8 protein-coding genes are annotated in these 12,172 nt (G+C 72.2%); 5 read left to right on the top strand and 3 right to left on the bottom strand.

Features of this window, described 5'->3' with window-relative positions; genetic code table 11:
* Nucleotides 1-112: 112 nt before the first annotated feature.
* The 3 genes from ACZ7P3_RS21040 to ACZ7P3_RS21030 all read right to left on the bottom strand — a co-directional run bounded on the left by ACZ7P3_RS21040 (nt 113) and on the right by ACZ7P3_RS21030 (nt 3,640).
* Entirely contained in the window at nt 113-1,576 is a 1,464-nt protein-coding gene (locus tag ACZ7P3_RS21040) for a radical SAM family RiPP maturation amino acid epimerase (protein ID WP_472083739.1), read from the bottom strand.
* Between the two features lie 158 nt (nt 1,577-1,734).
* A complete protein-coding gene (locus ACZ7P3_RS21035; protein ID WP_472083737.1) occupies nt 1,735-2,214 on the bottom strand; it encodes a hypothetical protein in 480 nt (159 codons plus the stop codon).
* 370 nt (nt 2,215-2,584) lie between these two features.
* Complete coding sequence (locus ACZ7P3_RS21030; RefSeq protein WP_472083735.1) at nt 2,585-3,640, bottom strand: ParB/RepB/Spo0J family partition protein; 1,056 nt, start codon at nt 3,638-3,640, stop codon at nt 2,585-2,587.
* A gap of 212 nt (nt 3,641-3,852) precedes the next feature.
* On the opposite strand from ACZ7P3_RS21030, the gene ACZ7P3_RS21025 reads away from it, so the two are divergent.
* From ACZ7P3_RS21025 to ACZ7P3_RS21005, 5 genes are all read left to right on the top strand, one after another.
* Entirely contained in the window at nt 3,853-4,305 is a 453-nt protein-coding gene (locus ACZ7P3_RS21025; RefSeq protein ID WP_472083733.1) for a helix-turn-helix domain-containing protein, read from the top strand.
* Between the two features lie 118 nt (nt 4,306-4,423).
* Nucleotides 4,424-4,903 (top strand): hypothetical protein, encoded by a 480-nt coding sequence (locus ACZ7P3_RS21020; RefSeq protein ID WP_472083731.1) that lies wholly within the window; start codon nt 4,424-4,426, stop codon nt 4,901-4,903.
* On the top strand, nt 4,900-6,048 hold the full coding sequence (locus ACZ7P3_RS21015; protein WP_472083729.1) for an MAB_1171c family putative transporter: 1,149 nt from the start codon (nt 4,900-4,902) through the stop codon (nt 6,046-6,048). The genes ACZ7P3_RS21020 and ACZ7P3_RS21015 overlap by 4 nt, the downstream gene beginning before the upstream one ends.
* Before the next feature lie 93 nt (nt 6,049-6,141).
* Nucleotides 6,142-7,368 carry an amidohydrolase family protein gene (locus ACZ7P3_RS21010; protein ID WP_472083727.1) on the top strand — a complete coding sequence of 409 codons (1,227 nt, stop codon included), beginning with the start codon at nt 6,142-6,144 and terminating at the stop codon, nt 7,366-7,368.
* 482 nt (nt 7,369-7,850) lie between these two features.
* Nucleotides 7,851-12,131, top strand: a complete 4,281-nt coding sequence (locus ACZ7P3_RS21005; RefSeq protein ID WP_472083894.1) for a molybdopterin-dependent oxidoreductase — start codon at nt 7,851-7,853, stop codon at nt 12,129-12,131.
* The last annotated feature ends 41 nt before the right edge of the window (nt 12,132-12,172 follow it).

Here is a 12,172-nt window from a genome sequence, read left to right as displayed (position 1 = left end):
GCACCACCCCCGCCCGGGCCGCCTGCGGCACCACCCCCGCCCGGGCCGCCCGCGGCTCCGGCCCCGGCCGTGCCGTGTGCGGTCCCGGCCCCGGCCGTGCCGTGTGCGTCCGTCATGAGGCGGCGGTGGCCGGCATCCCCAGCGCCACCGGAGCGGCCTCGGGAGCGGGCGGCTCGGGCTCCTCGTCGAGCAGGCCCTCGTCGAAGAGCGAGTTGAGCCAGGCGAAGGTCTGGGGGAGGGGAACGCCGGCCCGCCGCTGACGGCGCACCGCGAGCTCCTCCACGCTGGCCACGCCCTGGGTCAGGCAGTCGGCGAGGTCGTCCAGGTCCTTGTGGGCGAGGCTGAGGCGCTGTCCGCGTGAGAGGGCCCGGAGCTCGCCGTCGGCGACGGTCACCTTCACGTCCGGGCGCAGCCGCACGGGGTCCTGCAGCCGCAGCCGGGTCCGCATGTTCTTCGCGATCATGGTTTCGAGGAGTTCGCCCAGCTCCGCGCCGGTGTCGAAGGTCCCCTTGTCCAGGACCCAGTAGCCGAGGGGCCAGCGGTCGGACGCGTCGCACGGCGTGATCAGCCGGACGCTGCGGTCGACCATGTTGAAGAGGAAGCCCGAGACACACGCGATCGTCGAGCTGGAGTCCTCGGGCACCAGCTCGTCACTGCGCTTGTGGGCGAACTTCCGGGCCCGGCCGGCGTTGGACTTCCGGAACGACTTGGCCGCTCCCTTGTTCTGCGGGATGCACTCGACGTGCAGCAGCTCCTCGGCGGTGAACGCCTCCTCGAGCCGGTGCAGGGCGCCGACCGCGATGATCGAGAAGCGGTCCACCTTGGACCCGCGTGCCCGCGCCAGCTCCAGCAGCCGCCGGGTGCGCTCCACGTCCTTGTGGCCGATCGCCGTGGTGGTCTGCGGGCACTGGCCCAGGACGTCGTGGAAGGCCGTGAGGAAGCGCTCGTAGTCCGGATTGTCCAGCGGGTCGGTCGCCCAGTACAGGAACGCGTCGCGCATGGGTGCGCCGATGGTCGTGTCCATCACCCGGAGGGTGTCGTGCCAGAGCGAGGCGTTCTCGGCGTTGTACGGCCAGGTGTGGTCGAACTTCGGCGCGGCGACGCCGCAGAACCAGCAGCCGACGGTGCAGCCCTTGGACAGCTCGAACGCGGCGGGAGCGTGCACGATGGCCTGCGAGCGGGACGCGCCCAGCTCGCCGGCGCAGCGCTTCATCTGACGTGCCCGCCAGGCTGCCATGCGCCGGTCCGTGGTCGTCTGGCCATGGGCGCGCAGCTGCGCGCGGTGGTCGAGTTTCTCCTGGAGGAAGGCGCGGTAACGCCGTGCCGAGAGCGGAATCTCCCGCTCGTCACCGTCCGGCTCCAGCCCGTCCCCGAGAAAGGGCAGCACCTGGGCCGGGATCAGCGGCGAACCGATGTCCTGCAGTGCTTTCTCGGCGTCTTCCGAGAAGCTCTCGCGGAATGTCTTGTCGACAAGCCATCTCTCCAGTGTGCGCTTCGTCCACGCGACCTCACGGACGTAGTCGTCCGGAGCGTCGGACGTGTTGTCGAGCAGTGCATGGAATTCGCTGTCACGCATGGCTGCGGGCATTGTTCCTCACTCTCATCGCGGAAATGGGCGAAAAAGGGCGGGCGGAAGGGAACGCGCGAATTCCGGGGGCCGGCGCGCGCACCGGCCCCCGGCTTGCCGTCACGGTTCAAGGGCAGCCGTGACGGGACTTCGCCCGTGCGTCCCGATCAGGTCACGACGACGACGGCGACCGCCGCCGCCTCCGCCACCGCGGCCACGTTGGTGATGGACCACACCCAGCCGTTCTCCACGGCGGCCGCGCGGCTCAGGACCAGCTCCGGCGTCCCCTCCAGCTCAAGGCCGGTGGGCGCCTCGGGCAGCACGACGTACCACTTGGTGCCGCTGCTCTGCACCAGCCGCAGCTCCCGGCCGGCGTCGAGCGGAAGGGCCTGCTCGACCAGGGCCAGGGACGTGGTGCTGTCCGCCGCGTCCGGCGGCAGGCTGACGTACTTCGCCGTCGGCGTGTCCTGGACGATCTCCAGGTCGACGCCCTCCGGGCACTCGAAGCCCTCCTCCGCGAGAACGGCCTTCGGTCTCGCGACGAGGTCACGCCGGTATTCCGAGTCCTTCCATGCGCGGGCGACCGCCATGGCCACGACGGCGCCGGCGCGTTCACGCACGGCGAGGTGCTCCGCTGCGAATGTCACGCTTGATTCACACCCTTTCATGTGCAGGTGGCCGCTGTTCCGATTTCCCGGATCGAGGTGATCCGCTTTCGGAATGGGGCCGGGGAAGTGGACTTCTGAACAGTAGGCAGCGGTCATTTAATCCCTCAAGGGAGTTCATGAACAGAAATATGGAATCCCTGATTCCTTTCCGGACGCGCGGTAATTCGACGCCGACGGAGAAGTCGCGCGTGCCGGAACGCCGAAAAGGCACGCGGAAGGGCCGGCGGTGCTGTGCAGGCCGGCGGGGTGCGGCGCATCTGGAGGGCCAGTGGTGTTGCGCGGGCTGGCGGGGTGCGGGGCGTCCCGAAGGGCCGGCCGTGTTGCGCGGGCCGTCCGGGTGCCGGGAGGGTCAGAGACCCTGTTCGAGGCTCCTGGCGACCTGGAGCCAGGCATCCGCGTAGCCGCGGGCCACGTCGGCCATGAGGGTGGCCCGGTGCCGGGGCACGCCGCGCACCAGTTCCTGCCACTCGGCGGGTTTGGCGGGGTGCACGCTCAGCAGCCGCAGGAGGCTGCGCCCCGGCGCGGACAGACGTACGGACGGGTCCTTGCGCAGGCTGTCCAGTACGGCCTGGACATCGGGTGCCGGTACCGGCGGGCCCGGGCGGTGTTCCCGCTCGTCCTCCGCGTATGCGCGCGGCTCCGCCTCCCGGCGGCCGTCGGGGCCCGGCGGTGCGCCCTGCTGGAGTCTCGGCGGCAGCACGTCCCGGCCCTGGAGCATGCGGTGGCGCACATCGCTCGCGGTCGCCAGCGAGATGCCCGCCTGCTGTGCGATCCGCCGCAACGGGGCTTCGGGCTCCTGCGTCAGCAACTCGGCCGCCCGCAGCCGCCGTTCGGCCGGATTCACCGGGCGTTCCCGCCCGTCCATCCCCACCCTTTTCAACCGTGCATCGTCCGCGGTCGAACGTCTGCGCAGGGCGGCGACGGTCTTCGGTGCCATATAGGTCACGGCGGCGATGCGCCGGTCGGACCAGTGCGGATGCGAGGTGATGATGCGCTCCGCGGCGGCCGCGCGTTCGGCGAAGGAGAGCGGTTTGCCGTGCGCCGAATTGAGCTGCACGGCGAGGACGAACGCCTCGTCCTCGCCGCCCTCGAAGTAGCGGGCCTCGACCTCGGCCTCACCCCGCAGCACGGCGGCATGGATCCGGTGGACCCCGTCGAGGACATGCATGGTCGCCCGGTGCACGACGATGGGCGGTAAGGGCACGTCCAGTTCGGCAAGGGCCCGGACGTGATCGGCGTCGGCTCCCGAGGTGCGCGGCGAGCTCACCCCCGCCAGGCGGTGGACGGGCACCCGGTGCACTTCCTGCGCGAGGCTCCTCCCGTGGACGTCCGCCCGCGGTCCGGCCGCGGAGCGGGGCTCTCGCGCCGGTCGGGGCAGTTGCGTTCCCCGCTGGTCCATCGCCATGACGCACCTCCCCGCACGTGGAGCCATCACCCATCCAGCCGTGGACTCATGAGGAAGATCCAACTGGCGGTACTTTCACCACAGTTGAGATCGTCAAGTCTGGACGCTAGCGCACGGGTTGGCTCATTTCAACTGACATCACTCGGCTAGACTCCGTAGAAGCACACATGAGTTGAAGCGGTGTCGGGGGCACCACGCAGCATGGAGGCGTGATGACGCATGCGACCGACGGCAGCCTCGCCGACAAGCTCAACCATCTCTTCGCCACCCTCCGGTCCGAAGCGGACCGCGAGTACAGCAACGAACATGTCGCCGCCGCCATCAGGCAGCGGGGCGTCACCATCTCGCAGAGCTACATCTGGCAGTTGCGCAAGGGCACCAAGACGAACCCGACCCTGAAGCATCTGGAGGCGCTGGCCGACTTCTTCGGCGTCTCCACCGCCTACTTCCTCGACGGCGAGGCCGGTGACCGCATCACGGAGCAGCTGCAACGGCTGGCGGAAACCCGGGAACAGCTGGCGGACGACCCCGCCGGCAGCGATGTGCGGCTCATGGCGATGCGGGCCGGCGAGCTGTCGGCCGAGCGCCGCAAACAGGTCATGGACCTCCTCGACGTGGTCTACCGCCTGGAGCAGGCCGAGCGCCGGAGCCCACCCGGCCGGTGACCCGATTCCCTCTCGCCGCCGTCGCTGATGTCTTGTTGCCTGTGTGACAGCCGATCACGACCAGGAACGCCAGGGGGATACCTTGCACGAACGGAAGTTACGCCGGCGCTGCAGGAAGATGCTGCAGCAACTGGAGATACGGCCGCCGTTGAGAGTCGACGTCCTGTGCGGACTGCTCGGGGAGCAGCGCGGGCGCCCCATCCGGCTGATGCCGTATCCCCTGCCCGTCCCCGGACCGTTCGGCCTGTGGATCGCGTCCGGCTCGAGCGACTACATCTTCTACCAGCGCGAAACCAGCAAGGTCCACCAGGACCACATCATCCTGCACGAACTCGGTCACATCATGGCGGACCACCAAGGTGCAGGACCGGACGACGAGTTCCTCAGAGAGCAGCTCCCCGACATCTCGACCGACGTCATCAAGAAGGCCCTCCGGCGCTCTTCCTACGAGGAGGAGCACGAACGCGAGGCCGAACTGGTCGCCACCATCATCCTCGAATGGGCCTCCGTACTGGACTGTGTCGACCCGCCGCCGTCCGTGGACCCGTCCGTCGACCGGGTCCGGGCGGCACTGGGCGATCGGCAGGGCTGGCAATGATCACAGTGACGCTGTCCGTCGGAGCCGTGTTCGTGCTGATCCTGGGGTGGAAGCTCCGTCAGCTCGTCAGGGCGCCGCACGACGCTCCCCTGCGTGCCGTCACCCTGTGTCTGGCGAGTGCGGCCGCCTCCTTCGGCAGCGCCCTTCCGCCGACGACCGCCGTGATCCGCTCCGTCGGCGGGGCCGGGGCTCCGCGCCTGGTGCAGAACGTCTTCGCGTTCTGCATGGTCTTCTGGCTGATGTGCTTCTACCTGTACTCCGCGACGGATTCCGGGCGGGGCCGGGTGCGTGCTCGCCGGGAGGCCATTCCCCTGGGGCTCACCGTCCTGGGCACCGCGCTGGCGACCGTCGCCGCCGCCGGACACGACACCGGCGATGACTACGACGGCGTCGACCTGCGGGTCTCCGGCCTCGCGGTCTTCTATCTCCTCGCCGATCTGTATCTGGTGTACGCCCTCACCATGGCGCTGTGCTGGACCCTGCGGTACCTGCGGGCGTCCCGGCGCCCCCTGGCCGGCGGCCTGCGGCTGATCGCGCTCGCTCTCGGGACCATCGCCGCCGCCAGCGCGATCCGGGCGGCGCTGACCGTGGCGCGCTGGAACGGCACGGCGGTCGCCCCGGGCGTCACCAGGATCTCCACCCACCTCATCGCCGTGGCGATCGTCCTCTTCCTCGTCGGAATCGCCTACCCGGCCGTCCACGCCCGCCTGTCGGTCATGCGTCTTCGCCGGCACCGGCGCAGGATGTTCCACCGCCTGCAGCCGCTGTGGAGTCTGCTGCACGAGGCCTATCCGCAGGACGCCCTGCAGCAGGACCGCATCATCGCGCGAGGGCTCCTGGGCCGGTCCCGCGCGGTGGACCGCCACTACTACCGCCGGGCCATCGAGTGCCGGGACGGGCTGGTCCGCATCAGCCCGTACCTCCGGCGGGCGGACGTGCCGGGCCCGGTCCTCACCGAGTCGTCCGCCGACGTCCTCGCCGACCGGCTGTGCGCCGCCCTGCAAGCCCAGGCGCAAGGCCGCGAAGCTCCGTACGGAGCGGTCGCCGTCGCCCTGCCCCAGGCGCAGGGTTTGGACGCGGACGTACGGCAACTCGTCCTGCTCTCGGACGCGCTGGACCGTCGCGCCACGCCCAGCACCGGCTGAGCACCAGGCGAGCATCACGCACCACGCGAGCACCAGGCAAGCACCGCGCAAGAACAAGGCACCAGGAGCACAGGGAACACCATGGGAGTCGGCGTGACTGACCTTCTGATCACCGCGGGACACATGCTGCTCGGCCCCGCCGGCGAGCATGTGCGGGACGCGGCGGTCCTCGTCACCGGACAGCGGATCGCCGCCGTCGGCCCGCGCGCGGATGTCGAGAAGCAGGCCGGAGGAGGACACCGGACCTTGTCCTTCCCGGACGCCACGGTCCTTCCCGGTCTCATCGACTGCCACGTCCACCTCGGTTTCGACGCCGGCACCGATCCCGTGGCCGCCCTGCGGGCGAGCGACGACGAGGCACTGCTGCACGCCATGGCGGACCGCGCCCGCGAGCTTCTGAACTCCGGAGTCACCACCGTCCGCGATCTCGGCGACCGCGGCGGTCTCACCCTGCGTCTGCGCGACGAGACCGCAGCGGGCACGCGGACCGGACCGCGCATCGTCGCGGCCGGTACCCCGCTGACCTCACCCGGGGGCCACTGCTGGTTTCTCGGCGGGGAGGTCCGCGGTCCCGAGGAGATCCGGGAAGCCGTGCGGCGCGGGGCGCGGCGGGGCGCGGACGTGATCAAGGTGATGGCGACCGGCGGCGGCCTGACCCGCGGCGGCCCCGCCATCTGGGAACCGCAGTTCACCACGGAGGAACTCGCCGCGGCCGTCGAGGAGGCCCGTCGGGCCGGTCTGCCGGTGGCGGCCCACGCCCACGGCACGGCGGGCATCGCCGCCGCGGTCACCGCGGGGGTCGACACCATCGAGCACTGCACCTGGGCGGCACAGGACGGAGCGGTCGCGTTCCGCGAGGATCTCGTCGCGGAGATCGTCGCCAGGGGAATCCGCGTGTGCATGGCCACCCACCCCAACTGGCGGTCCTTCGCGGAACGGATCAGCCCCGAACGCGCCCGTGAGATCTTCGCGCCGGCGCGGCTGATGGCCGAACGGGGCGTGCGCCTGATCGCCGGTACCGACGCCGGAGTACCGCGCTCCCGCTTCGACGGCCTCGCCTCCAGTCTGGAGTTCCTGGAGCACATCGGTCTGTCCCGGACAGAGGTGATCGCGGCCGCCACGGCCGAGGCCGCCCACGCCCTCGGCCTCGGCCACGACACCGGGCGGCTGGCCCCCGGCCACCGCGCCGATGTCCTGGTGGTCGGGGGCAACCCCCTGGAGGACCTCCGGGCCCTGCACGACATACGGCTCGTCGTGGCGGCCGGCCGCGTCCGCCGCTCCGCGCAGACACCGCGCACGGACGCCGACGCCAGGCCCTGAACGGGCCGCCGCTCCGGGCCGGCGTCCACGCCTCCCCTGCCCCGCCAGGTCCTGAACGGGCCGCCGCTCCGGGCCGGCGTCCACGCCTCCCCTGCCCCGCCAGGTCCTGAACGGGCCGCTGCTCCGGGCCGGCGTCCACGCCTCCCCTGCCCCGCCAGGTCCTGAACGGGCCGCCGCTCCGGGCCGGCGTCCACGTCTCCCCTGCCCCGCCGGGCCCTGAACGGGCCGCCGCCCCGGGCCGGCGCCCACACCTCCCCGTCGTGCCCTGTGCTCACACCGGCCCGCCGTGCCCTGTGCGACGGCCTTAACCCCTGATGATCCGGCGCGGAGACACCCTCGTAATGAGCGGTTCGTACGGTCGCGAAGGGTGAGATCAGGCCGAGCACAGGAGAAGGGGGGCGCCCGTGGCCGCGCCGGGCTCGCGGAGCGAGGGCACGACGAAGGTGCGGACGGTCTGCTCGTACTGCGGAGTGGGCTGCGGCATGGTCCTCGACGTCGGCAGGGGACCGGACGGGCGGCGTACGGTCCTGAAGGCGAGCGGGGACAAGGAGCACCCGGCGAACTTCGGCCGGCTGTGCACCAAGGGCGCGACCACCGCCGACATGCTCGCCGCGCCGGGGCGGCTGACCACCGCCCTCGTCCGGCCGGACCGCGGCGAGGAACCGCAGCCCGCGCCCGTGGCGGCCGCCGTCGCCGAGACCGCCCGCCGGCTGCGCGCGATCATCGACGAGCACGGGCCGGACGCGGTCGCCCTCTACGTCTCCGGGCAGATGAGCCTGGAGGCGCAGTACCTGGCGAACAAGCTGGTCAAGGGATTCATCCAAACCAACCAGATCGAGTCGAACTCCCGGCTGTGCATGGCCAGCGCCGGCACCGGCTACAAGCTGTCGCTGGGCGCGGACGGCCCGCCCGGCTCCTACCAGGACTTCGACAAGGCCGACGTCTTCTTCGTCATCGGCTCCAACATGGCCGACTGCCATCCCATCCTCTTCCTGCGGATGATGGACCGGGTGAAGTCGGCGGGCGCCAGGCTGATCGTCGTCGACCCGCGGCGCACCGCCACCGCCGACAAGGCCGACCTGTTCCTGCAGATCAAGCCGGGCACGGACCTCGCCCTGCTCAACGGGCTGCTGCACCTGCTGCACGCCAACGGCCACACCGACCCCGAGTTCATCGCCGCGCACACCGAGGGCTGGGACGCGATGCCCGCCTTCCTCGCCGACCACCCGCCCGCCACCGTCGCCGGGATCACCGGCATCCCGGAGGACGACATCCGCGAGGCCGCCCGGCTGATCGGCGAGGCGGGGGAGTGGACGAGCTGCTGGACGATGGGCCTGAACCAGTCCACGCACGGCACCTGGAACACCAACGCCCTGGTCAATCTGCACCTCGCCACCGGCGCGATCTGCCGCCCCGGCAGCGGGCCCTTCTCCCTCACCGGCCAGCCCAACGCCATGGGCGGCCGGGAGATGGGCTACATGGGGCCGGGGCTGCCCGGCCAGCGCTCCGTCCTCGTCGACGCCGACAGGGCCTTCGTCGAGGAGCTGTGGGAGCTGGAGCCGGGCACCCTGCGGGCCGACGGCGTCGGCAGGGGCACGGTCGAGATGTTCCGGAGGATGGCCGACGGGGACATCAAGGCGTGCTGGATCATCTGCACCAACCCGGTCGCCTCCGTAGCGAACCGCAGAACGGTCATCGAGGGTCTGGAGGCCGCCGAGTTCGTCGTCACGCAGGACGTGTTCGCCGAGACGGAGACGAACGCGTACGCCGATGTCGTCCTGCCCGGCGCGCTGTGGACCGAGACCGAGGGCGTCCTGATCAACAGCGAGCGCAACCTCACCCTCGCCCGCCCGGCCGCCGATCCGCCCGGCGAGGCGACGGCGGACTGGCGGCTCATCGCCGCCGTGGCCCGCGCGATGGGCTACGAGGAGGGGTTCGCGTACGACAGCGCCGAGGAGGTCTTCGAGGAGATCAAGCGCGCCTGGAACCCGGCGACCGGCTGGGACCTGCGCGGTGTGAGCCACGAGCGGCTGCGGACCACCCCGGTGCAGTGGCCGGCGGCGACCGTGGACGGGTCCGACCGCAATCCGATCCGCTACCTCGGCGAGGACGGCTCGCCCACCTTCCCGACCGCGAGCGGCCGTGCGGTCTTCTACGCCCGCCCGCACATCCCCGCGGCGGAGATGCCCGACGACGACTACCCGTACGTGCTCAACACCGGCCGCCTCCAGCACCAGTGGCACACCCTGACGAAGACGGCCAGGGTGGCCAGGCTGAACAAGCTCAACCCCGGTCCCTTCGTGGAGGTGCACCCGCAGGACGCGGCCGAACTGGGCCTCGCCGAGGGGGATTCGGTGGAGGTCGCCTCTCGGCGCGGGCGGGCCGTCCTGCCCGCGGTCGTCACCGACCGGGTGCAGCCGGGATGCTGCTTCGCGCCGTTCCACTGGAACGACCTGTTCGGGGAGTACCTCAGCGTCAACGCGGTGACCAGCGACGCCGTGGACCCGCTGTCGTTCCAGCCCGAGTTCAAGGTGTGCGCGGTCTCGCTCACCAAGGTGGCCACACGGGTGACGGTGCAGGCTCCCGCGCCGGCGGGTGCGGAGCCGGCGGGTACGGCGTCGGCGGGTGTGGCGCCGGCGGGGGCGCAGGCCACGGCTCCGGCTCCGGCGGGCGCACAGGCCACGGCTCAGGCTTCCCCCGTGGGCGCTGCGCCCCCTGCACTGCCCGCGGTGCTCCGCACTCCGCCGCCCACGCCGCCCGCTCCCGCTCCGTTCGGGCTGGAACCCGGGCCGCCGCCGGTCCTGGCCGAACACGAACGCCGCTATCTGACCGGCTTCCTGGCCGGTATCCCGTCGGGCGCCCTGGGGGTACCGGTGCTGCCGTCGGACGCCCCGTTCAGCCCGGAGCACGCCCTGTGGGTGAACGGCGTCCTGGCCGGGATGTACTCCAGGGCCGGGGCGCCGCCGTCCACCGCGCACGGCGCCGACGGCTCCCCGCGGTCCTCCGCACCGTCCGCGCACGCTCCCCGCCGTCAGGTCGTGATCCTCTGGGCGTCCCAGACCGGGAACGCCGAGGAGTTCGCGACCGCCACGGCCGAGCGGCTCACCGCGGACGGCCACCCCGCCTCCCTCCTGCCCATGGAGGAGGCGGACCCCGCCGCGCTGCCCTCCGCCGCCGACCTGCTGCTGATCACGAGCACCTTCGGCGACGGCGACGCCCCGGACAACGGCACCGGGTTCTGGGACGCCCTGGCCGCGTCCGACGCCCCGCGTCTGCAGGGCAGGCGCTACGCCGTCCTGGCCTTCGGCGACTCCTCCTACGACGACTTCTGCGGCCACGGCCGCCGCCTCGACCGGCGGATGGAGGAGCTGGACGCGGTACGGCTGGCCCCGCGCACCGACTGCGAACCGGACTACGAGACCGAGGCCGGGGCCTGGCTGGACCGGATACTGACCGCGTTGCAGAGCCCCGAGCGGCCCGCCCCCGACCCGGCATCCGGCACGCCCCCCGGTACGGACCCTGACCCGGCGTCCGGCACGGGCTCCGACCCGGCATCCGACCCCGCACTCGACCCAGCACCCGATACGGCCCCGGACGCGGCCCTGTCCGCCCCCGCCGCCCCGGCCGCTCCCCGGCCGGGCCGCCCCGCTCCCGCCACCGCCCGCCTCACCGGCAACCGTCTGCTGAGCCTGCCCGGTGCGGGCAAGGAGGTCCGGCGCTTCACCCTCGACACCCGGGACAGCGACACCCCGCTGGTCTACGAGGCCGGGGACGCCCTGGCGGTGCACCCGGTCAACCGGCCGGGGCTGGTCATGGAGTGGCTGGCCGTCACCGGCCTGGACGCGGACGCGACCGTTCAGGTCAAGAGCGCGGGAGACCAGCTCTTCGCCGAGGCTCTGCTGCGCCACCTGGACATCACCCGCGTCACCCCCGCCCTGCTCCGCTTCGCCGCCGACCGGGCCCGCGACCCGCGCGAGCTGCGCAAGCTGCTGCGCCCGGACAACAAGGGCGAGCTGGCGCGGTGGTCCTGGGGCCGCCAGGCCGTCGACGTGGTCGCCGAGTTCGGCATCCGGGCCGGGGCGCAGGAGTGGGCCGATGTACTGGGTCGCCTGCAACCCCGCCTGTACTCCATATCCTCCAGCCCGTTGACCGACCCCCACCTGGTCTCGCTGACCGTCTCCGTCGTCCGCTACGAGGGGCTGGGCGGCCGTCCCCGCCACGGCGTGTGCTCGCCCTTCCTCGCCGACGCCGAGCCCGGGACGGCGGTGCCGGTCCGGGTCCAGCGGGCGCCGCACTTCCGCCCGCCCGCCGACCCTGCCGTACCGGCGGTGATGGTGGGCCCCGGCACCGGCATCGCACCCTTCATCGGCTTCCTGGAGGAACGCCGGGCCCGCGGCCACCGCGCCCCGAACTGGCTGTTCTTCGGCGAACAGCACCGGGCGACCGACTTCTACTACGAGGAGGAGCTGGCCGCGTTCCTCGCCGGGGGCACGCTCACCCGTCTGGACACCGCCTTCTCCCGGGACCAGCGCGCCAAGGTCTACGTCCAGGACCGGATGCGCGAACACGGTCCGCTGCTGTGGTCCTGGCTCCGCGACGGTGCCCATCTCTACGTCTGCGGCGACGCCGCCCGCATGGCCAAGGACGTCGACCGGGCCCTGCGGGAGATCGCCGCCGTGCACGGCGGGCTGGGCGAGGCCGAGGCGGCGGCCTACGTCAAACAGCTCGCCGCCGACAAGCGCTACGTACGCGACGTGTACTGACCCGGGGCCGGCCCGGAGCACCGGCCGCCGGACCGGATCCC

This window comes from Streptomyces sp. NPDC107581 (assembly GCF_055657175.1).
Note: the sequence above shows the minus strand (reverse complement) of the source record. Positions and strands in the feature narration are given on the sequence as shown.

What these genes read in the sequence shown, in the direction of transcription:
- ACZ7P3_RS21015 (WP_472083729.1), top strand. Translation starts at nt 4,900, where the DNA reads ATGATCACAGTGACGCTGTCCGTCGGAGCCGTGTTCGTGCTGATCCTG.
- ACZ7P3_RS21025 (WP_472083733.1), top strand. Translation starts at nt 3,853, where the DNA reads ATGACGCATGCGACCGACGGCAGCCTCGCCGACAAGCTCAACCATCTC.
- ACZ7P3_RS21030 (WP_472083735.1), bottom strand. Translation starts at nt 3,640, where the DNA reads ATGGCGATGGACCAGCGGGGAACGCAACTGCCCCGACCGGCGCGAGAG.
- ACZ7P3_RS21040 (WP_472083739.1), bottom strand. Translation starts at nt 1,576, where the DNA reads ATGCGTGACAGCGAATTCCATGCACTGCTCGACAACACGTCCGACGCT.
- ACZ7P3_RS21005 (WP_472083894.1), top strand. Translation starts at nt 7,851, where the DNA reads ATGGTCCTCGACGTCGGCAGGGGACCGGACGGGCGGCGTACGGTCCTG.
- ACZ7P3_RS21020 (WP_472083731.1), top strand. Translation starts at nt 4,424, where the DNA reads ATGCTGCAGCAACTGGAGATACGGCCGCCGTTGAGAGTCGACGTCCTG.